22 protein-coding genes are annotated in these 18,893 nt (G+C 49.4%); 16 read left to right on the top strand and 6 right to left on the bottom strand.

What is annotated here, in order from left to right:
* Window positions 1–52 precede the first annotated feature (52 nt).
* Together K3G39_RS01840 and K3G39_RS01835 are read left to right on the top strand one after the other, a co-directional pair.
* Complete coding sequence (locus K3G39_RS01840) at window positions 53–1,582, top strand: DUF5723 family protein (RefSeq protein WP_220624452.1); 1,530 nt, start codon at window positions 53–55, stop codon at window positions 1,580–1,582.
* Window positions 1,583–2,310: 728 nt separating this feature from the next.
* A complete protein-coding gene (locus tag K3G39_RS01835; RefSeq protein ID WP_220624451.1) occupies window positions 2,311–3,468 on the top strand; it encodes a serine hydrolase in 1,158 nt (385 codons plus the stop codon).
* Here K3G39_RS01835 and K3G39_RS01830 read toward each other — a convergent pair.
* Window positions 3,458–4,303: an endonuclease/exonuclease/phosphatase family protein gene (locus tag K3G39_RS01830; RefSeq protein WP_220624450.1), complete on the bottom strand. Its 846-nt coding sequence runs from the start codon at window positions 4,301–4,303 to the stop codon at window positions 3,458–3,460. The genes K3G39_RS01835 and K3G39_RS01830 overlap by 11 nt on opposite strands.
* A gap of 181 nt (window positions 4,304–4,484) precedes the next feature.
* On the opposite strand from K3G39_RS01830, the gene K3G39_RS01825 reads away from it, so the two are divergent.
* Window positions 4,485–5,135 carry an SIMPL domain-containing protein gene (locus tag K3G39_RS01825; protein WP_220624449.1) on the top strand — a complete coding sequence of 217 codons (651 nt, stop codon included), beginning with the start codon at window positions 4,485–4,487 and terminating at the stop codon, window positions 5,133–5,135.
* Between the two features lie 189 nt (window positions 5,136–5,324).
* Here the strand turns inward: K3G39_RS01825 and K3G39_RS01820 are convergent, their stop codons facing one another.
* Entirely contained in the window at window positions 5,325–5,993 is a 669-nt protein-coding gene (locus K3G39_RS01820) for an NAD(P)H-binding protein (protein ID WP_220624448.1), read from the bottom strand.
* Window positions 5,994–6,288: 295 nt separating this feature from the next.
* On the opposite strand from K3G39_RS01820, the gene K3G39_RS01815 reads away from it, so the two are divergent.
* The 4 genes from K3G39_RS01815 to K3G39_RS01800 all read left to right on the top strand — a co-directional run bounded on the left by K3G39_RS01815 (window position 6,289) and on the right by K3G39_RS01800 (window position 8,464).
* Window positions 6,289–6,594 (top strand): hypothetical protein, encoded by a 306-nt coding sequence (locus K3G39_RS01815; protein ID WP_220624447.1) that lies wholly within the window; start codon window positions 6,289–6,291, stop codon window positions 6,592–6,594.
* Window positions 6,595–6,613: 19 nt separating this feature from the next.
* Window positions 6,614–6,787 carry a hypothetical protein gene (locus K3G39_RS01810; protein WP_220624446.1) on the top strand — a complete coding sequence of 58 codons (174 nt, stop codon included), beginning with the start codon at window positions 6,614–6,616 and terminating at the stop codon, window positions 6,785–6,787.
* Window positions 6,788–6,851: 64 nt separating this feature from the next.
* Window positions 6,852–7,577, top strand: a complete 726-nt coding sequence (locus tag K3G39_RS01805; RefSeq protein ID WP_220624445.1) for a hypothetical protein — start codon at window positions 6,852–6,854, stop codon at window positions 7,575–7,577.
* 71 nt (window positions 7,578–7,648) lie between these two features.
* On the top strand, window positions 7,649–8,464 hold the full coding sequence (locus K3G39_RS01800; RefSeq protein ID WP_220624444.1) for a hypothetical protein: 816 nt from the start codon (window positions 7,649–7,651) through the stop codon (window positions 8,462–8,464).
* A gap of 31 nt (window positions 8,465–8,495) precedes the next feature.
* On the opposite strand, the gene K3G39_RS01795 is transcribed toward K3G39_RS01800, so the two are convergent.
* A complete protein-coding gene (locus K3G39_RS01795) occupies window positions 8,496–9,011 on the bottom strand; it encodes a RidA family protein (protein WP_220624443.1) in 516 nt (171 codons plus the stop codon).
* A gap of 196 nt (window positions 9,012–9,207) precedes the next feature.
* Here K3G39_RS01795 and K3G39_RS01790 point away from each other — a divergent pair, with 196 nt between their 5' ends.
* From K3G39_RS01790 to K3G39_RS01780, 3 genes are read left to right on the top strand one after another with little or no spacing between them, the layout of a single operon-like run.
* A complete protein-coding gene (locus tag K3G39_RS01790; protein ID WP_220624442.1) occupies window positions 9,208–9,360 on the top strand; it encodes a hypothetical protein in 153 nt (50 codons plus the stop codon).
* Window positions 9,357–9,596 carry a hypothetical protein gene (locus K3G39_RS21115; protein ID WP_220624441.1) on the top strand — a complete coding sequence of 80 codons (240 nt, stop codon included), beginning with the start codon at window positions 9,357–9,359 and terminating at the stop codon, window positions 9,594–9,596. The genes K3G39_RS01790 and K3G39_RS21115 overlap by 4 nt, the downstream gene beginning before the upstream one ends.
* A complete protein-coding gene (locus K3G39_RS01780; protein WP_220624440.1) occupies window positions 9,556–9,993 on the top strand; it encodes a transposase in 438 nt (145 codons plus the stop codon). The genes K3G39_RS21115 and K3G39_RS01780 overlap by 41 nt, the downstream gene beginning before the upstream one ends.
* Window positions 9,994–10,009: 16 nt before the next feature.
* Here K3G39_RS01780 and K3G39_RS01775 read toward each other — a convergent pair whose 3' ends face one another.
* Window positions 10,010–10,207: a hypothetical protein gene (locus tag K3G39_RS01775; protein ID WP_220624439.1), complete on the bottom strand. Its 198-nt coding sequence runs from the start codon at window positions 10,205–10,207 to the stop codon at window positions 10,010–10,012.
* A gap of 324 nt (window positions 10,208–10,531) precedes the next feature.
* On the opposite strand from K3G39_RS01775, the gene K3G39_RS01770 reads away from it, so the two are divergent.
* Together K3G39_RS01770 and K3G39_RS01765 are read left to right on the top strand one after the other, a co-directional pair.
* The gene (locus tag K3G39_RS01770; protein ID WP_220624438.1) at window positions 10,532–11,344 is read left to right on the top strand and encodes a hypothetical protein; all 813 of its coding nucleotides are present in this window, start codon (window positions 10,532–10,534) and stop codon (window positions 11,342–11,344) included.
* Window positions 11,345–11,514: 170 nt separating this feature from the next.
* Window positions 11,515–11,757, top strand: a complete 243-nt coding sequence (locus tag K3G39_RS01765) for a hypothetical protein (RefSeq protein ID WP_220624437.1) — start codon at window positions 11,515–11,517, stop codon at window positions 11,755–11,757.
* A 186-nt stretch (window positions 11,758–11,943) separates the two neighbouring features.
* Here the strand turns inward: K3G39_RS01765 and K3G39_RS01760 are convergent, their stop codons facing one another.
* Window positions 11,944–14,496, bottom strand: a complete 2,553-nt coding sequence (locus tag K3G39_RS01760; protein WP_220624436.1) for a family 20 glycosylhydrolase — start codon at window positions 14,494–14,496, stop codon at window positions 11,944–11,946.
* A 212-nt stretch (window positions 14,497–14,708) separates the two neighbouring features.
* Here K3G39_RS01760 and K3G39_RS01755 point away from each other — a divergent pair, with 212 nt between their 5' ends.
* Genes K3G39_RS01755 through K3G39_RS01745 form a run of 3 tightly spaced genes read left to right on the top strand, consistent with a single transcriptional unit; the run spans window position 14,709 to window position 16,566 of the window.
* Window positions 14,709–15,095, top strand: a complete 387-nt coding sequence (locus K3G39_RS01755; RefSeq protein WP_220624435.1) for a hypothetical protein — start codon at window positions 14,709–14,711, stop codon at window positions 15,093–15,095.
* Between the two features lie 9 nt (window positions 15,096–15,104).
* Entirely contained in the window at window positions 15,105–15,671 is a 567-nt protein-coding gene (locus tag K3G39_RS01750) for a YceI family protein (RefSeq protein WP_255593747.1), read from the top strand.
* 1 nt (window position 15,672) lies between these two features.
* The gene (locus K3G39_RS01745; protein WP_220624434.1) at window positions 15,673–16,566 is read left to right on the top strand and encodes a DUF5777 family beta-barrel protein; all 894 of its coding nucleotides are present in this window, start codon (window positions 15,673–15,675) and stop codon (window positions 16,564–16,566) included.
* Between the two features lie 3 nt (window positions 16,567–16,569).
* On the opposite strand, the gene K3G39_RS01740 is transcribed toward K3G39_RS01745, so the two are convergent.
* The gene (locus tag K3G39_RS01740; protein ID WP_220624433.1) at window positions 16,570–17,541 is read right to left on the bottom strand and encodes an aldo/keto reductase; all 972 of its coding nucleotides are present in this window, start codon (window positions 17,539–17,541) and stop codon (window positions 16,570–16,572) included.
* Window positions 17,542–17,685: 144 nt separating this feature from the next.
* Here K3G39_RS01740 and K3G39_RS01735 point away from each other — a divergent pair, with 144 nt between their 5' ends.
* On the top strand, window positions 17,686–18,831 hold the full coding sequence (locus tag K3G39_RS01735) for a serine hydrolase (RefSeq protein ID WP_220624432.1): 1,146 nt from the start codon (window positions 17,686–17,688) through the stop codon (window positions 18,829–18,831).
* The last annotated feature ends 62 nt before the right edge of the window (window positions 18,832–18,893 follow it).

The raw sequence follows: 18,893 nt of genomic DNA, 5'->3' as shown, positions 1-18,893 counted from the left end.
TTATGAATTACAATCTACTCAGTTTCTATCTACACACCCTTATTCACTTTACATGAATCGAAAAATCTACGCACTAAAATTTGGTCTTTGCCTTAGTTTGCTGGCGCAACCGCTCTTACCACAGTCAGCAGAAGCGCAGCAATTAGGCATCGCCAACAGTAATTATGCGGGCACTAACAGCCTCTATTCTAACCCTTCAGCAATTGCTGATTCACGCCACAAGTTTTACCTGAACCTGTTTTCAGCTGAATTTGGCGCTACCAACAACTACCTACGCTACGATGCGCCTATGTCGCTGTTTAAGCTGGCCCGTAAGGGAGAAGAGTTTAAAAGTGAGTACATTCAGGAGAATCTTAACGGGAAACAGAAGCTCGTGATGGCCGGTGCAGACTTTAAAGGTCCTGCCCTGATGCTCCAGCTAAGTCCCCTGCATAGTATCGCGATAACAACACGTGTACGTGCCGGCGTGCAAGCCAACAACCTGTCGGAGGAAGTAGCCCGTCTGTATAAAGTAGCCGATGGTGAAGACGACAGCTACCTGTACCAGCCCTATACCGGCAACAACATGAACCTGAATGTGAACGCGTTCTCAGAGTTTGGTCTGAGTTATGCGCGCGTGGTGCTGCACCAGGGGACACACTTTATTAAAGCAGGTATAACGATCAAGCGCCTAAACGGAGGATCTGCCGCTTTCCTGAACCTGGAGGATACGGATCTGCAGGCTGAGGATAGACCTGTTGCCGGCACCGACGAAACTGACTATGTGGTGAAACTGGATAAAGTACACGCCCGCTACGGCTATGCCGCTATACCAGACTTTGATGCTGCCGAAAGTGGCGACCTGCTCAGTTTGCTGCTGGGCAGCAAGAGCGCAGGCAGCGGCTGGGGTGCTGACCTGGGCTTTACCTACGAGCACCGCACCAACAATCCGGATTACCAGGTAACGCGCAACGGACAACTGCTAACTGACGTGGAGCAGAACAAGTATAAGTATCGCGTGGCTGTGTCACTGATGGATATTGGCGGCATCAATTACAACAACCCGGACCTGGTATGGGCTTACGATGTGAAGCGAACAAACAAGGAAGTTAACCTCACTGATATAGGAGATGGCGAAACCACCGAGGAAATGCTGGATTATCTGAACGGGCAGCTGGATGTGAGCGAGAGCGAAAAGCAGACGTCTTTCCGCGCCGCCCTTCCTACTGCCTTGAACATCAGCTTGGACTATCGCCTGACGCGTACGCTGTATGCCAATGCCACCCTGATCCAGGGCGTGCGTGGCCGCAACGCGATCGGTATGCGACAGAACTCACTGTTTGCTGTTACACCGCGCGCTGAGTTTAAAAAGTTTGAAGTAGCCATGCCGGTAGCCCTGCAAAACAACTATTCGGTGCTGACGGTGGGAGCCATGGTGCGTTTCATGAATTTTTATGTTGGCTCTGACAACATTGGCGGCGCCTTTAACCTGGGGAAACCATATGGCGCCAATGCCTACGTAGGCGTTTCGCTCCTTCCACTGCTGAAGCGCAACCCGAAAGAGAAAAAAACGACTCCGGCAACGACTCAGCAACCAGGTTAATCGTCCAGTAACCTATACCTTTAACCCCGTGAACACTTCGGTCACGGGGTTAATTTTTTTTCTTGATTTTTGGATTGCTAATCGCATGAAACCAGACTTCGCTATACCTTAATTTAGCCGCACCGGAATGATTATAAATCCCATCAGAGTATCACAAAGAACCACGCCAAACCTATACTATAACATAGGCTGACCGATAAGCGATAAATCCGGCTTGAACTGATTTTACTGTATCAGGTATAGAATTGGGCTGCTTCAAAAGATGCTATATCCTATCTATTGCAAAGGCTCACCATAGCAGACTAAGAAATAAATACATTCTTTATGCCGTATGATGGCCTCTCACATCAAAGAAATTCAATTATTATTCAAATCTCATTTTGCTTCCTGCCTGAGAAAATTATAAATTAGCATCAGAACCACTACTCCTCCGCAGGGCCGGTTCTGATGCTCCTATACCTGTACTATGAAAATCAGCCTATCCGAAGGTATAAGCTATACCTGGGTGCGCTGCTTTAATACTATTTTAGTACCCATTACCATTTTAGAGTATGTACAGAAGGTTGTGTGTCGCACTGCTTCTGTCTTGCATGTTCGCATGCCGGGGCGGGATCAGTAGACCTACAAATTCACCCACTTTTCCACTAGAGAACGGTCTGTTCTCTTTCGTAATTTTCCCCGAAAATACAACGAGGCAGCCGGCTCACCTTGCCTCCACAACAGGCGGCTTGGTATACAATGCTACCTCACCCCTAGTTAGAAACGTCAATGCAGAAGGCAGCTCAGAAAAAAGCATACCTGAACTGGAAATTTACTACAATGTAGTGGCCGAAGATGGCAGCGTGGTGCAGCAGGAGGCGGAATCCGGCTCCGCTTATATTGACTTCGATGAGGCACTTCACAGCATCATGCAGCGCTACAACGTGCCAGGTCTGGCGGTTTCCATCACCCGAAACGGAGAGCCGGTTTTTATCAGAAGCTATGGCTTTGCAGACAAGGAAAATGAAACGCTTGTAAGCGACCAAAGTTTGTTCCGGATTGCCAGTTTGTCCAAACCTATCACCAGTGCCGGCATACTCAAACTTATACAGGATGGTAAACTAACGCTGGCAGACAAAGTTTTCGGTCCAGAAGGTATACTAGCTGAGGATTTTCCGGCACCGGATACTGACCCGAACATAGCGCTGATCACGGTATACCATTTGCTCACACATACTTCCGGCTGGACGAACAGCGGAGGCGATCCGATGCTGGTAGATTCTGCTGCGACTTCCAGGAAGATCATTGCAGAACAGGTGTTGCACAGTACACTGGATCATCAGCCCGGCTCTATCAATGTTTATTCCAACTTGGGATACAGCATCCTGGGCAGGGTAATCGAAAAAGTGACGGGCAAACCTTACCAAACTTATATTCAGGAAGAAATACTGCAACCGGCCAAAGTTTTTGGGATGCGCATTGCCGGCGACCTGGAAACCGAAAAGGCTCCGCAGGAAGTGAAATACTACCAGAAGCAGCACAGCCCCTACTCCTACAACATGACTCGCATGGATTCTCATGGCGGCTGGGTGTCGAGCACAGGCGACCTGATGCGCTTTATGGCCCTGATCGATCGCAACCCGGCTATACCTGATCTTATAAAAGATAACCTACTGCAGGCCACCTATTTCGGCGGCGACACCTGGACCCACTATGGCTCTCTGCCCGGCACCACCGCTGTGCTGTCGCGGGTTAACGAGGCGTATAGTTTTGTGGTGTTGGCCAATACCCGTTATAACAGAGCCCCCAACCAGATTGCAGATGAGATAACCGGTGCCCTCACTCAAAAGATCCTGTCAATGGAGAGCTGGCCTACCAGTAAGGAGCAATTGGCGTCTAACGATTAACGGGAGAAGCAGCGAGTATAAACACCGCCACCACCGGCCGGTGGTCAGAGGCATAGCTTTCAGGCACTACCCGAAGCGATAACACACTGAGGCCATCTGAATTCGTGAAAGCAATGTAATCTATGAGGCGATCGGGTTTATCCTGAGGGAAGGTGGGTTCGCAAGCTGACAGGCAGGTACGCTGAAATACCCGGTCAAGCTCCTGCAAAACGGGACTTGCCGGATAGTCGTTGAGATCACCGGCCAGAATAAAAGGCAAGGAATCTGCTGCGGCAATGGAGTTGATGGTTTGCATTTGCTGCAGACGGTTAGCGCTGCTAAGCACATCGAGGTGGGTGCTACTGAAACGGATGCGCTGTCCACCCGGCAACTGCACGGTGGCAAGCGCCAGTACACGGTCTTCCGCTTTCGGATCGGCCTCTTCTGGCAGCGGCACTTTCAGTTTGTCGGAAAGCGGATAGCGCGACAGAATCGCAACGCCATACTCCCCTCCTGCAAAATTGATCGCCTTGGCGAAGTAATAATGCATCTCCAGCATTTCTGCAAGCATCTTTGCCTGGTTGACATTTTCTGAACGCGGGATATTCACATCTACTTCCTGCAACGCTACCAAATCCACTTTTTCATTCCTGATCACAGCTGCAATCGCCTCCAGATCGATCACGCCTTTTTTGTTCGGAGGATTCGCATGGTGGATGTTATAACTCATCACGCGCAATTCTGTCGCGGCGGCTCCGGATTGGCGGGTGCTTATACCTTGCAGGATTCCTGGCGCACAGCCCAAAAGTAGCGGGAGGCAACCAAAAGTGAGTAGAATTAATTTGAAGCAGCGCATAGATTCTGGTATAGCTTCGTAAATATAGCAATCTGATGTTAGATCAGGGGGCAGCGCTCGTCCGCTTTTCAGGTATAGCTCCTACCATATTTGCCATTCACGGGATACAGCACTTATATTTTAGAATTATTCAATTTAAACTATATATTAGAGAATATTTTCAATCAATGATGCCTGTACTATGAAACGTAAACTGCAGATCACGGGGCGCGGCAAGCTTTCCGTTACCCCCGACCTTATGATCCTTTCTTTCAGTGCCAGTGCACAGGAGTGGGAATATGACAAAACCGTTGATGCCCTCAACGCCAAAGTAGAGGAACTGCGCAACATCATCGAAGCGCAAGGTATAGCCCGCAGTAATCTCAAGACCAAGGATTTTGGTGTTCGCAAGGAAACACAGTGGAACCGCAAAACTGAAAAGCCAGACTTTATTGGCTACAGCGCCTCGCATCGGATGGAACTGGAGCTGCCCCTCGACAAAGCGCTCATCAACAAACTACTTGGGCAGATCGCCAGGCATATGGACGATCTGGATTTTAGCATCTCCTTCGGCGTAAAAGATGCCAGCGATCACCAGCAGCAACTCATCCTGCAGGCCATCACCAAAGCCAAAGAGAATGCTGCGCTCATAGCAGAAGCCACCGGCGTGGAGTTGCGTGAGATACTCGACATCGATTATTCCTACCGGGAACTCACCATCCGCTCCCAGCAACATGACTACGCGGTCTACGACAGCCAAGTACTGATGGAGGCCTCCGCTCCTGCCCCCGATATTGAACCTGACGACATTGATGTAGCCGAAACCGTGACGATCACCTGGCGAATCGGGTGAGTAAGAGGTTCCTAAAAATTAACAGCTATTTCCAGTTTGGCGAGTTTCAGTTCATCCCGGTACATATTTCCAAAGCGGTCCGTCACCTGCATGGCGAAATTGGTTGCACCTGCCGATAGTTTAGCAAAGAACAGGTGATCTATCGAATACAGCTCTACCCACTTGTGTCTATAGCGACATTTGTACCTGTTACCGACTCAGGTGCTCCCTTTCTGCTAATGTGAAGATATCGCCTAAGGTATAGGTATGGACACCGGGCTGTGCGGCTATACCTGCGTTGATCATGGCTTGCGCCACCACCTTGTCTTCGTACGGTTTGTACTTGCCGGCTATACCTACTTTATCTAAAAAGTGCATCACTTTGTAAGCAGCAGCTTCTCCGAAACGCTCCTCTTTCCTGTCGCCGTGCAGCAGGCCGGGCTGGATGATGTTAATACTCTGGAATCCGAGATTTTTTACATTCTCTTCCAGCGTGCCTTTCATGCGGGAGTAAAATATCAGGGAATCTTTGCTGGCACCTGAAGATGAAACAAGCACATAGGCCGAAACACCGTTTTCAGCAGCGGCTTCTGCAAATTTGTATTGGTAGTGATAGTCGACTTTGTACTGCTCGTTTTGTCCGCCCGCCTGTTTCAGGGTCGTACCGAGAGTGGAGAAGAACACATCGCCCTTCACAAGGTGCTGCCATTCATCGGACGCATCAAAATTGATCAGGTGCTCTTCGAGTTTGGTGTTAGCTATACCTAGGCTGCGGCGTCCGAACACAATCACTTTGCTGAAGCGATCATCTGCCAGCAGTTGCTGTACCAGTTGCGTTCCTACCAGGCCAGTGGCGCCGATTACGAGTGCTGTTTTCATAGTGTGGTTTGTGTTTTTGTTCTGATCCTATACGGAATATCCTTGTTAATGATGAATTCCACATTCGTAGGGACAGGTTGCGACCTGTCCGCTGAGCAGCTTGTCCAAGCAACACCAAAATTCAATAAAGCCAGACTGCTCTTATACCGGCAGGCAAATCAGCCCACATCGCATCAGCATCCCTTCCGCCTTTAACACAAGAAAAGTATTTCTCATCAACCAATATTCTGCAGATTTTTCAATAAATTGAACAAGCTATACCTAAAGCATCACACCCTAATAATTTCCTCTTAAAATGGCACAAGTATCTATCAATGACTTCGACTGGAACCGCGATTATTATGCTTATGTGTGCATCGGCGGATATGAAGGCTACAGCGGGCGCTTTCGTGCCTGGAAGCTCTACAGCCTTACCAACGATGCAGTGAAAACCCTCAGCCAGCGGCAGGAAGAAGTGAAAGCGCTTTTCGAAACACAGGAAGAACTGGAAGCTTATATCAAAGCGCTACGAACACAATCTATACCTGACACCGAAGAAATTCAGCTGAACAAGATCGGCAAGGAAGGCGGCGATCAGCTAACCATCAGTTCGATTTTGTAAAGTGTAGCGCATAACAAAAATGGCCGGCAAATCCTGTCATTTCGACGAAAGGAGAAATCTGAATCTGATCACTGACCGCGTAACCAAACTAGTTTACCTCAGCAGACACGGATCAGAGAACGCCAGACGCTGCGTGACTTCCGGCTATACCTGGAGAAAGTCCCGACCGGACAGGTATAGAGCCAATGCTTAAATAAGTTTTAACTTATATAGCCTGCCCCGTATAATCCTACATATTAGAATAATACCTGCCCTGTATGAAAAATCTGCTGTTCACATTCCTTATCCTGGCATACGGTGCTCCTGCCTTTGCGCAGCTGTCGGCTCCTGCTACCGGCCCCCAGATTTCCTTTCACAATGGAGTTATCTTTGCCGGATCAGGTCACGACTTCAGGGCAGAATTAAAGGATCAGGGATTTGGAGAACCTGTCTCCGGAAAAGGTTTTATTGATACTGCCAAAAACCCCAGACGTAATGAAATGGCCGTGCAACTGGGCATACTGCATCCAATCACATCGCAGTATTATGTGAAGGCGTTATTCAATTACAGGGAAAGCGATGTTTCAGGCTACAAGATGGATTTCAGCGCAATCCAGCTGCATGCAACCAGTGCCGCTTTGGCTGCTCTGGCCGTCCGGTATGTGCCCCTGTTTTCGCAATACATCCGGCTGGGAGTCGGCCCTACTTTCAACCGGTTAAACAATACCTTACGCTACGAGGAGTCGGAGTTGGCGAACAAGAAAATGACCAGACCCGGCTTTGTGCTCGAAACTGGTTTTAGTACACCCGCCAGCTCCAGGGTATACCTGGACCTGCAGCTACAGTATTTTTATGCCGGCAAAACAGACCTGGGCAGCCACACCTTGTCAGGTGCTAGCCAAGCGGGGAGCAACGCGAATGCCTTTGTGAGTTTCGACAAGATTTCTCTGAACAGTTTTATTTTTAGTCTGGGAGTAGGTTTGCGGCTGCAAAAGCAGGTATAAACCTCCCTATACCTTTACCTGTTGCGTTATTGTTTTGCTTACACAGAACATCTTAACAAGATCTCTACCCGATGAAAAATATCAAGACGCTTGCCGTACTGAACACTGTATTTTTTCTGTTGCACCTGGTGCCATCGCAGCTCACGCAGCTGGAGCTTTTCAATAGAGAGACCATCGGTGAAGTGTCCGCAAAATATCCGGCGCTTTTCACCCCGGCAGGTATCACTTTTTCCATTTGGGGGATCATATACCTGGCGCTGTCAGCCTTCTGCATTTACCACCTCATCAAAGCGTTTAAGGAGCCCGCCTTGCACGAGGCCAACGCGGACCTGAAGCGGCTCGGCTTTCTTTTCATGCTAAACAACCTGGCTACCGGCGCCTGGACCCTCGCCTGGGTAAACGAACAGCTGGTGCTCTCGGTGGTGCTGATACTAATCCAGCTCATCTCGCTACTGGCCATACACCTGCGACTGGGTATATTCGACACGAGCCGCTCGGCCGCTTCCATTTGGTTTACACAGGTACCGCTAAGCTTGTACTTTGGCTGGATCATCATTGCCACCGTCGCCAACATCAGTTCTGCTTTGGTAGGTTTGGGCTGGGGTGGCTTTGGTCTGAGTGAAGGACTCTGGACCTTGATCATGATCGTCGCAGCTACCCTGATCGTGGTGTTTGTGGTCTTTAGCCGAACGAACCCCGTGGTGGGCCTGGTCGGTATCTGGGCGCTCTACGGTATCATCCTGAAACACCGCGAATTGAATGTAGCGGAGAGCCCGCAGATTATCACAACGGCATGGATCTGTCTGGCGGTGTTAGGATTAGTGTCGTTACTGGTCTTCTTTCGATATTTCTCCCGCCCTGCCATTTCAACGAAAGGAGAAATCTGAACGTGATAACCGACTGCGACACGAAATACGTTTAGTCCGCTACTTCCACGATCATCTCTACTTCCACTGCCATGTTAAACGGAAGCGCATTGGTACCTACTGCAGTCCGCGCATGTTTGCCCATGTCTCCAAAAACTGCGATCATCACATCGGAATACCCGTTGATCACTTTCGGCTGGTCGTAAAAGGTCGCGGCCGAATTCACATACCCATTCACTTTCACGATACGCTTTACCCGCTTCAGGTCCCCCAGCTCTTTTTTCAGTACCGCCAGTTGCAGCAGAGCAACCAACCTTGCCGCCTCATACCCCTGCTCCACGGTCAGGTCCTGCCCCAGCTTGCCCTTTATGTACTCTCCGTTGCTGGTACGCGGACCTTTGCCCGACAGGTAAATCAGATTTCCAACTCTTACAGCGTCTACAAAACTGCCACCAGCGGCCGGTACTTCCGGCAGTTGCATGTTTAATTGCGTTAACTGTTCTTCCGGAGACTGCGCAAAAGCCACTAACGTGGTAAAGAACATCAGGGTCAGCAGTAGTGTTTTCATACCTCTAGGATAGGTTATTTATAGCAATTAGATCGGTGCTCTGTTCAATTTTAGATCATCAGAATTGTCACACACCCTGTCATTTCGACAAAAGGAGAAATCTGAAAGCATCATAAAGTAATTTTAGAGGCTGTTTTGATTTGAATGAATAAAAAAGCAGGTGCCGGTTGTTTGAGTAAGAAAAGTTAGCAGACTTATGACTTACCCAAGCAGTTTAACCGACACCCAATGGCTTTTAATAGCGGAGATATTCGAGGAGCAGATGCTGCAGCGCAAGCGCCAGTGGCCGCTTCGCAGCATTCTGGACGGCATATTCTACGTGGTCAAGGGGGCGTTCAGTGGCGCATGATGCCGCTAGACCTGCCCTGCTGGCAGACGGCCTACTACTATTACCGTAAATGGCGGCGGGATGGTTGCTGGGAAATGCTCCACGATTGTCTCTCAAAGCAGGTCAGGGGCCGCCATGGCAAGGCGGCCTCCCCGAGCGTGGGCATCCTCGACTCGCAGAGCGTGAAGACCGTGCAGCAGGGCGGCGAGCGGGGCTATGACGCGGGTGAAGGGGCGCAAGCGGCATCTGATGGTTGACACGCTGGGCCTGTTGATCGTGCTCATCGTCCACCGGGCAGACGTTGCCGAGCGGCAGGGAGCCCAGTGGCTGCTGCGCAGGGCGGCAGCTAAGATGGCGGATTTCGGCCGTCTGAGGCTGTTCTTCGCTGACCAGGGCTACGGCGGGCTTGCCATGTGGGAGTGGGTGAAAAACACGTTCCGCCACCTGAACTGGAGGCTGGAGATTGTGAAGAAGATCCACAAGAAAGCCTTTGAAGCTTTACCGAAGCGATGGATAGTGGAACGGACCTTCGGCTGGCTCAACCTTTACCGCAGGCTGTCCAAGGACTATGAGTACTCCACCAAATCGTCTGAGACGATGATAAAAGTGGCCATGATTCACATCATGCTTAACAAACTAAATAAAGGAAATTAAAACAGCCTCTTATAGCTTAAGAATTATAGGCGTCATATACGTTCCAGGCCCACAGAATGAATGGAATGATGATCGTCCACCAGAAGAAGAAGGTCAGAATCCCACCAAAGATCCAGATAAATATTCCCTTCAAAACATGGCCTTTGATGAGCTGGCCTAATCCTGGGATGAAGAAAGAGATCAAGGCTGGTAAACTGTGTGTTTGCTTTGGCATTTTGTGTTATTTGAGATGATAAACTGATTTTGCTAGTGTTCTAGACTGGTTGTTATAATTTTCAAAAACAGGTCTGCTTGTTTGAGTGCGATTATTCAAGATAGCGATACATTTTTAATATTAAACCATGCATAATCTAAGTCTCGAAACAAGCTAAAGTTAATTGGCTGAAAAGATAAGTATAAGCTTCACAAATATTTCAGATAATCTATATTTTCCTCCTCGTATGCTATACTTTCTTTAACTTGGTCATTTGAATGGATGGTAAACAGGCTCAAACCTGTAACAGATACAGTAAGTAGCAGTTTGCCTGATACCGATGAAATGATGAAACAAATCCTCTACTTCTTTTTTCTCCTACTCTTCTGTTCCTGCACCAGCCATCGACAACTTACGCTACCAACTCGCCCTGCCACTGCTTTGTCAGGCTCCGCGTTTTATCAGCAAGCCGCGGGCTATACCTGGCAGCAGCGCGATTCGCTGGCCGTACGCGAAATCCTGAGTGGTAATATGCCAGACTTCTTTCAAAAATTCGTGGCTATACCTATTACTACCTCCAGGGCGGATGGCACAACAATACAAGCTGTTTTTTATGCTAGTCCTGATTATATGAGTATCGGAAATGAAAAAGACTGGGCCCGCATACCGCTTACCCCGATGGCCGGTCAGCAACTGGCCGATAGCTTAGGTTGTTTTCTGCCTACCCGCAAAATGGTGAATACTATTTACGAGCATGCCACCGTGAAACTGGAACCGCTCCCGCTATACGCCCTCCGTGATAGTACTCCAACCATGTTTCATCACCACCTCATGATTGAAGGACAACGCCAGGGACGCAAGGGACTTATCGCCGGCATCAAGAAGGATGTTGTGATCAGCAGCAAAGTAAGCCAAGACCCTCGCCCCAACCGGGTAGCCATTTACGGCTGGCACCGGCCAGACGGCAAACCCATACAGCAGCTCTATACTGGGCACATCAACTGGTATGTTGACTACAGCCATGGTATCCGGCTCATACATCGGAAGCTGAAGGTCGATGGCAAGTGGATGGATTATACGCAGGTGCTGCAAGACCCTGAACTACGGCAGTTGCTTTGCGATGAAGCGATGTGTGATTTTACGAAGTATAATTACTGATCAATTCTATTATACGATTTTGTTAAGTTGGGTAACGTCCAGGCCTTAACCGGTCACAATGCCAGTAACTTTGTGCGGCGCGTTAATAAAGTAGATAGGTATACCTATAGCCTAAACCATTAATCCAAGTAATGGTTAAAGAGTCAAAATCAACGCTTAGAACATACGTTATGGCTATACTTCAATTAAAACCAACCATTCTGGTCGAAACGCCTCTGGGCACGGGCCAGGCAATATTCCTGATCGATTACGGGATGCATCAGAACACTTGCTGGGTGGTCGCCTTGCAGAAGGATGGCGTTATCAAACATTTCGATTGCAATGATGTGATCCTATCAACAAACTATACTTATGGAATGAACCTCCGGAAAAATCACTTCCCTGTGCAGGTGACCGCGGCTGAACCGAAATAATTTATAAAGCAGATTGGCGACAATTCTTCCCTTTTAACTAACCTGCTCATACATATAAATGTGATTAATATGTATAAGCACAAGGTATCAAAAAAGGCTCTCCGTACAGGGCGAAGCTTTTTTGATGATTCTGGATTTAAATTATCGACTGCAATATAACAGCTCTCAGATGGTATTCCATCAGTCTTAATTCGGCTTATTCGAAACCGTCACGACGCGGCCGGAACGTCCGGAGGGAGAAAACACTTTTAGCTTGATCTCCCCTTTTTCGCTGATAGGATCGGTGTATACCTTGCTCTTTTCGGTTGGCTCCGAGCCGTCTGTGGTATAGCGGATGATGAAGCCGGGCAGCTGCACATTCGCCAGTACTTTTCCATTTTCTATGACCGCCCCTGCTGTAGGTATACGATACTGGAAACCGCCGGCATAATGGCTCAAACGCGGGATTTCCCGTTTGCCCAGTACATTTACAAAAACAGACCATGCCTGGTTGTAGGCCGCCTCCGCCTTGGCAGCATCCGGCTCTGTTGCCCAGGTGGGATCAGGTGCCCAGGCTCTCTCGGCCAATCCCAATAGCTTAGGCAGCAGCATGTACTCCAGTCGTTCCGGGGTTTTGACCATCTCAGACCAAAGCGGCGCCTGCAGGCCCACAATGTTCGACCTGCCAAAAGCAGTCAGTCTTTCTCTCCCTTTAAACACCGCGGGGTTGATCGGATTATTGTCTGTATCCACTTTCTGGTTCTTCATGTAGTCGTACGGGATGAAGTAGAAAGGCTTATCCAGATCCAGGTAGCCGGCCCAGTATAAACCCGGCTCATCGTAGGCTTTCTGGTAGGTCATGTCCAGGTATAGGTTAGAGGCATTGGTAAGCACAACTTTGTAGCCGGCATTCGCCATGCGGTAGGCCAGGTCCTCTGCACCCCACAGGTTGTTCCAGACATCCACATGAAAGTTTTTGTCCTTGAAATCCTGATTGGGCACATACACTTTCTTCCCGTTCTGCTCTACCCTTGTTAAGCCGATTTCTTCCCAACCCGACAGGTATAAGTTGCGGGCATTCAGCATGTCGTACACCTTGCCGAAGAAGTAGTCCCAAAGATCGTATTTACCTTTTAATTTTGGGTTAGCCGCTATCAAAGCGTCTACCGCAGGAGACTTCTCCCACACGCCATTTGGTACTTCATCGCCGCCCATGTGGATGGTTTGGATCGGAGCACCGGCTTCCTGGTACATCGCCAGGATCTCGTCTACCACCTTTTCGAGGAAGGTATAGGTAGAAGGCAGCGAAACATCAATCACGTTATCGTTCCAGTTCTGCACAGAGCGATACTCGGATTTGTCGTTCAGGTCGCGGAGCAGGTAGCGATTTGCTTCTTCAGGTTTTCCCTCCTGTATCAGGCGGGTATAGCGGGCATCCATCGACTTAATAGCAGCCCGGGCATGTCCCGGTGTTTCAATTTCAGGTATAACCTTGATGTGACGGGCAGTGGCATACTTCAGGATCTCGATATAGTCGGCTTTGGTATAGTGCCCGCTGCCGCTGGTTTTGTCTGCATCCGGACCTGAACCCAGCGAAGGCTGCAGGTGATTCAACTCATCTGTTGTATGGCCGCGTCTGCCACCCACTTCTGTCAGTTCTGGCAGGCCCGGAATCTCCAGGCGCCAACCTTCGTCATCGTTCAGGTGAAAATGCAATACGTTCAGCTTATAGAGCGCCATCAAATCCAGCACCTTCAGCACCTGTTCCTTCGACTGAAAGTTGCGGGATACATCCATCATAAAGGCTCTGTGCCCAAAACGCGGTGCATCCGAAACACGCACACCAGGCAATGAAACAGAGGCCTGCTTTTTAGTTAGTGCCGCCGCCGGGATAAGCGTTTTCAGCGATTGGGTACCATAGAAGGCGCCAACCGGCGTGGAGGCGTTAATCACCACTTCCTGCGGACTCACCTGCAGTTCATAGGATTCAGGACCCAGCCCTTTCTTCTGCTGCAAACGAATGGCTTTACCTGTGCCCAGCATACTGATCACCGGCTTCTTTCTGAAGACAGTGCCAAGGTGATCAGCCAGTAAAGTAGCCTCACGCATGAAAGCAGCATCCGTCACAATAGGTATAGCAGCGGTCATGGTAAAAGGCTGGCCGTTTTCTTGGTAGTTAGCCGGCGTCGGGAAAACCTTTGTCAGCTTATCTTCTGGGATGTTGGTAATCACTTTGTTTTGATCATAGATATCCTTCGTCTGCACCCAGTCAACCCACTGCTGGTCTGGCTTTTTGACGTTGATCTGCGCAGTTGCATACCCCTTCGACTTGTCATCGTCCCAAACCAGGTAAAAGCCATGTGGTGCTCTGGAATCGTTCACGACCTGTCCGCCGGAAACCAATTCAATATGCTGCGAAGTCCCTGCTGCAAGCCCTTTAAAGGCGGCTGTTGGTGCCATGTAGCGCAGATCGCCGTTCACATGCTCTACTTTGATAGGTGCATTATCGGCTTTGGGTTTGAGTGCTGGGAAAGTATGGAAATACAAGGTCCAGCCACTTGCCGGTAACGCCACGTTTCCTGTGTTGGTGAGGGTGAGGACAGCCAAAGTCTGCGGCTTGTTCTCATACTTTCCGTCCGTCACTTCATAGCTCAGTTGGAGCTTTGCTGGGTCAAACCGGCTCTTATTTTCCTGCGCAAAGGAAACTGAATAAAGGAGGACAAAAAGGGCGCATAAAACGGATGCCAGGGTTTTTCTCATTTCTATAATATAATCAGGCGTGTCGAACTATGCTGAAATATAGCATTAAATAGGAAGAACCGAAACCTTATACCTGCACAAAACCGCAAGATTGATGTGACAACTTAATTCATAAAGATAGGCGCTCGATTTTATTTCAGACCGAGGCAACCATCCGAAAAAAGTCTTCGTGATGGGGACATCAGGGTGTAACCGGAAAAAAAACGAAACACATGGCCCGAACTTATACGACGATAAAAAAATTGATGCTGGGCATTATCCTAATGGTTGCTGTGGCTTGTGCTGATGACAACGAAGAAGATCTGATGCCGCAGCAGCCCGCTCAGCATTGCGATACCAACACGGTTACCTTTTCCGGTAGTGTGGCGCCCATACTGGCTACCAACTGCTATGCCTGCCATGCAGCCAACATTGCAGAAGGAGGTGTGGTCCTGAGTAACTACAGCGGTGTGAAAGAAAAGGTAGACGACGGCCGGCTGATTGGCGCCATCACGCATGCGGCAGGCTTCGCTCCTATGCCACAGGGCGCTGCCAAACTCTCAGCCTGTGAAATTGACAAGATTAAGAAATGGGTAAATGATGGCGCCTTGAACAACTGATCCCTTATTATGAAACTGCTCCTCCTTGGTATTGCGCTCTTACTTTACACTTCTGCTGATGTGGTGGCACAGGAGCGTTTCTTTACCAAAACAGGCCATATATGGTTCTTTTCAGATGCTCTCCTGGAGGACATTGAAGCGCATAACAGAAAAGTGGTTTCGGTTATTGATTTAAGCACCGGCGAAATGGTCTTTTCAGTACCCATGAAGGAATTTAAGTTCAGGAAGTCCCTGATGCAAACGCATTTCAATGAAAACTATGTGGAGTCGGACAAGTACCCGAAAGCCACTTTTAAGGGCAAAATCACCAACAAAGAGATACTCGACATCACCAGGGATGCGGCTTATGAAGTGCGGGTAAAAGGTGTGCTGAGCATACATGGCAAGGACAAAGCCATCGACACCGTTGGTACACTGGAAGTAAAAGGGGGGCGACTTTATGGCAAATCCACCTTCACCGTCACGCCCCGGGAGTTCGACATCGTGATTCCGCGGCTTGTACGAAATAACATCGCCAGGCGAATTGACATAACAGTGGATATCTTGTATGCACCCTTAACAGGTAACAGCCTTTGAAATGATAAAGAAATGGTTTCTCCTGGTGATGATTTGCCTGCCGACAGCCTTTGTGCAGGCACAGGATGAGCTACTTAAAATAGCGGAAGCCAGTGATAGTGCGACCGCTGACTATGTGACCGGCACCTTTAAGGCCACGCGTCTGGCCAATGGGCATACTGTAGAAACAAACAGCGACGGCGTGCTGCTCTTTCTGATCTCCCACCGGTTTGGCACCCTAAACAGCGGCGCCTATGAGCTCTTCGGACTCGACCAGGCGACCATCCGTCTCGGGCTGGAGTATGGCGTGACAGACCTGCTCGACATCGGCATCGGCAGGAGCTCCGTGGAGAAGACCTTTGACGGTTTTGTCAAGTATAAGCTACTACAGCAGCGAAGGGGAAAAGGCTGGCCGGTCACGCTGACGCTCTTTTCCAGTGCAGCGGTCCGGTCGCAGAAATGGCCGGAGGAAGAAAACAATTTTGAGTTCAGGCACCGGTTAGCCTATACGCAACAGGTACTCATAGCCAGGCAGTTTACGGAGCGCTTTTCGCTCCAGCTGTCCCCTACTATGGTTCACCACAACCTCGTCCCAACGCGCCGGGATGAGAACAATGTGTATGCCTTAGGTGGCGGCGGACGCTTCAAGATCACCAAGCGAACCTCTTTCAACGCGGAGTACTTTTACCTGCTTTCTGATCAGACACGCCAAGACTTTCGGAATGGTCTTTCCCTTGGATTTGATATCGAGACAGGCGGTCACGTTTTCCAGCTGATCTTCACGAATGCGCAGGGCATGGTCGAGAAGTTCTTCGTTTCCCAAAATACAGGCTATTGGTCAAATGGGGATATCTATTTCGGATTTAACATTTCGCGCGTTTTCGACCTGAAGGGAAAAGAGAATCAGGATTGGTAAGGACTACTGTGACCACTCTGTAGGTTTCCGGTCCCAGCGGTGTGACTCCAGCTGCTCCAGCAAATCATCCAGCAAACCTTTCCCGTCGCCGGCTTGCAAATTGGCCTGCACGTGATGCGCCTTGCGCATACCAGGTATAGTGGTGCTCACATCCGGATTACTCAGAATAAAGCGTAGCGCCATCTCTGCCATGGTCATCCCGGTAGGTATAAGTGGCTTCAGCCGGTTGGCATGGCCCACACTGGCTTTTAGGTTTTCGGGCACAAAGTACGTGCTTCGCCAGTCGTCTTTTGGGAAAGTGGTTTCCGTTGTAAAAGTACCAGTGAGGGTGCCTTCATCAAAGGGTACGCGGGCGATGGTAGCGATATCCAGTTCGCGGCAAAGCGGAAACAGCTTGTCTTCTGGTGCCTGATCGAAAATGTTGTAAATGGCCTGCACGCTGCTGATGTGTCCGGTGCGGAGGGTCTGCAGTACATTATCCGGTTCCCAGCGATTCACGCTCACGCCCATGTGCTGAATTTTGCCATCTGCTTTCAGCTTTTCTACAGCCCGTTGCCATTCTTCCTGTTCTGCCCAGCCGTCTTCCCAGACATGAAACTGCTGCAGGTCGATGGTCTCCACTCCCAGGTTCTGCAGGCTTTTCTCGGTATAGGCGATGATATGGTCGGCAGGGAAACAATCTTTGAGTTTGTATTCTGCTTTCGACGGCCACTTCATATTTTTAGGCGGGATCTTCGTCGCCACGTACAGGCGCTTATCCGGGTTACGCTTGAGCAGGCGACCGAGGATCTGTTCGCTTTTGCCTTTGCCGTAGCCCCAGGCGGTATCAAAAAAGTTGCAGCCGCCTTCCACGGCCAGGTCCAATGAGCGGTCAGACTGCTGGTCATCCGAGCCGGTCCAACCGGCCATACCCCACATGCCATACCCTACTTCGCTTACCTGCCAGCCTGTGCGGCCAAATCTTCTGTACTCCATACCTTGCTGTTTTATGTTTTGGTTTAATACTGGTGTAAAACTACAAGAGTTGTCGTGCTTTCTGCCTGAATCCATAAGACAAATAAGATATTCCGGGAGAGATGCTTATATTAGACTTCTCATACCTTACACGCCATGACAACTATGCTGAAAAACCTTTGGAAGAAAGCCACACTTACAACACTCGCGCTTATAGCCTTCAACCTCTCCAGCCACGGGCAGGAAACTAAAACCGAGACAGACCTAAAGACTCTTATGCAGCAGCATGATATGGTCGGACTTTCAGTTGTCGTGGTAAAGAAGGGTGAGATTGTCTATAACAAATCCTTTGGTTTAAAGGATATCGAAAGCCAGACACCTCTCTCCAATAAAGACATTTTCAGGATTGCTTCCATTTCCAAGTCCTTTACCGTGACGGCCCTCATGCAATTGATCGAAGCGGGTAAACTCAATCTGAATGATGATGTGAGTGAGCTGGTAGGTTTTCAGGTACGCAACCCAAAATTCCCGAATAAAGTCATTACCCTGCGGATGATGCTTTCGCATACCTCCAGCATCAACGACAGCCAGGGCTACTTTACCCTCGACTCCATCGATCCTGCTAAAAACCCGAACTGGGCTGCCTGCTACAACGATTACGAGCCCGGCACAAGCTATGAGTACTGCAACCTGGGCTTCAACATGGCGGGTACTATACTCGAGAAATTTTCTGGTGAACGTTTCGACCAATACGTGAAACAACACATTCTGGACCCATTGGGGCTATATGGTGGCTTTAATGTGAATTCCCTCGCCGCCAGCCGCTTCGTGACCCTGTATGAATACAATACTGATTCCAGCAGTTTCTCTCCCTCACCCTCGGCCTACGCACCGCGCCGGCAGGAAATAAGCAATTATAAAATGGGTTACAGCACTCCTATCTTCTCGCCCACCGGCGGCATGAAAATATCGGCTACAGACCTGGCCAAGTATATGACCATGCACCTGAACAAAGGCGAGTATAAGGGTAGCCGGATCATCTCGAAGAAAAGTGCAAAGCAGATGCAGTCGAAGATCGCTGACAACGGCTATGGACTGGCGCTGAAAACCGAGAAAAACCTGATTCCCGGTAAGGCAATTGTTGGGCATACCGGCAATGCCTACGGACTCTACAGCGCCATGTTCTTCCAGCCCAAAGAGCAGTTCGGCTTTGTGGTGATCACCAACGGAACCAGCGCCCCGGAAGTAAATGAATATAACCTGGCACTGGCAGCCATCCTCAATAGTTTGTACAACAACTTGATTAAATAATCTATACGAAAAAAGCCTCTCCATTTCCGGAGAGGCTTTTCCTTTTAAGACCGATCTATACC

This window comes from Pontibacter sp. HSC-14F20 (assembly GCF_019599265.1).
Lineage (GTDB): Bacteria > Bacteroidota > Bacteroidia > Cytophagales > Hymenobacteraceae > Pontibacter.
This window is presented reverse-complemented; position numbering and strand designations above follow the sequence as displayed.

Bases quoted from the DNA above. Each gene is read 5' to 3' on its own strand.
- K3G39_RS01840 (WP_220624452.1), top strand. From the start codon at position 53: ATGAATCGAAAAATCTACGCACTAAAATTTGGTCTTTGCCTTAGTTTG.
- K3G39_RS01830 (WP_220624450.1), bottom strand. From the start codon at position 4,303: ATGCGCTGCTTCAAATTAATTCTACTCACTTTTGGTTGCCTCCCGCTA.
- K3G39_RS01825 (WP_220624449.1), top strand. From the start codon at position 4,485: ATGAAACGTAAACTGCAGATCACGGGGCGCGGCAAGCTTTCCGTTACC.
- K3G39_RS01820 (WP_220624448.1), bottom strand. From the start codon at position 5,993: ATGAAAACAGCACTCGTAATCGGCGCCACTGGCCTGGTAGGAACGCAA.
- K3G39_RS01815 (WP_220624447.1), top strand. From the start codon at position 6,289: ATGGCACAAGTATCTATCAATGACTTCGACTGGAACCGCGATTATTAT.
- K3G39_RS01810 (WP_220624446.1), top strand. From the start codon at position 6,614: ATGGCCGGCAAATCCTGTCATTTCGACGAAAGGAGAAATCTGAATCTG.
- K3G39_RS01805 (WP_220624445.1), top strand. From the start codon at position 6,852: ATGAAAAATCTGCTGTTCACATTCCTTATCCTGGCATACGGTGCTCCT.
- K3G39_RS01800 (WP_220624444.1), top strand. From the start codon at position 7,649: ATGAAAAATATCAAGACGCTTGCCGTACTGAACACTGTATTTTTTCTG.
- K3G39_RS01795 (WP_220624443.1), bottom strand. From the start codon at position 9,011: ATGAAAACACTACTGCTGACCCTGATGTTCTTTACCACGTTAGTGGCT.
- K3G39_RS01790 (WP_220624442.1), top strand. From the start codon at position 9,208: ATGACTTACCCAAGCAGTTTAACCGACACCCAATGGCTTTTAATAGCG.
- K3G39_RS21115 (WP_220624441.1), top strand. From the start codon at position 9,357: ATGATGCCGCTAGACCTGCCCTGCTGGCAGACGGCCTACTACTATTAC.
- K3G39_RS01780 (WP_220624440.1), top strand. From the start codon at position 9,556: ATGACGCGGGTGAAGGGGCGCAAGCGGCATCTGATGGTTGACACGCTG.
- K3G39_RS01775 (WP_220624439.1), bottom strand. From the start codon at position 10,207: ATGCCAAAGCAAACACACAGTTTACCAGCCTTGATCTCTTTCTTCATC.
- K3G39_RS01770 (WP_220624438.1), top strand. From the start codon at position 10,532: ATGATGAAACAAATCCTCTACTTCTTTTTTCTCCTACTCTTCTGTTCC.
- K3G39_RS01765 (WP_220624437.1), top strand. From the start codon at position 11,515: ATGGCTATACTTCAATTAAAACCAACCATTCTGGTCGAAACGCCTCTG.
- K3G39_RS01760 (WP_220624436.1), bottom strand. From the start codon at position 14,496: ATGAGAAAAACCCTGGCATCCGTTTTATGCGCCCTTTTTGTCCTCCTT.
- K3G39_RS01755 (WP_220624435.1), top strand. From the start codon at position 14,709: ATGGCCCGAACTTATACGACGATAAAAAAATTGATGCTGGGCATTATC.
- K3G39_RS01750 (WP_255593747.1), top strand. From the start codon at position 15,105: ATGAAACTGCTCCTCCTTGGTATTGCGCTCTTACTTTACACTTCTGCT.
- K3G39_RS01745 (WP_220624434.1), top strand. From the start codon at position 15,673: ATGATAAAGAAATGGTTTCTCCTGGTGATGATTTGCCTGCCGACAGCC.
- K3G39_RS01740 (WP_220624433.1), bottom strand. From the start codon at position 17,541: ATGGAGTACAGAAGATTTGGCCGCACAGGCTGGCAGGTAAGCGAAGTA.
- K3G39_RS01735 (WP_220624432.1), top strand. From the start codon at position 17,686: ATGCTGAAAAACCTTTGGAAGAAAGCCACACTTACAACACTCGCGCTT.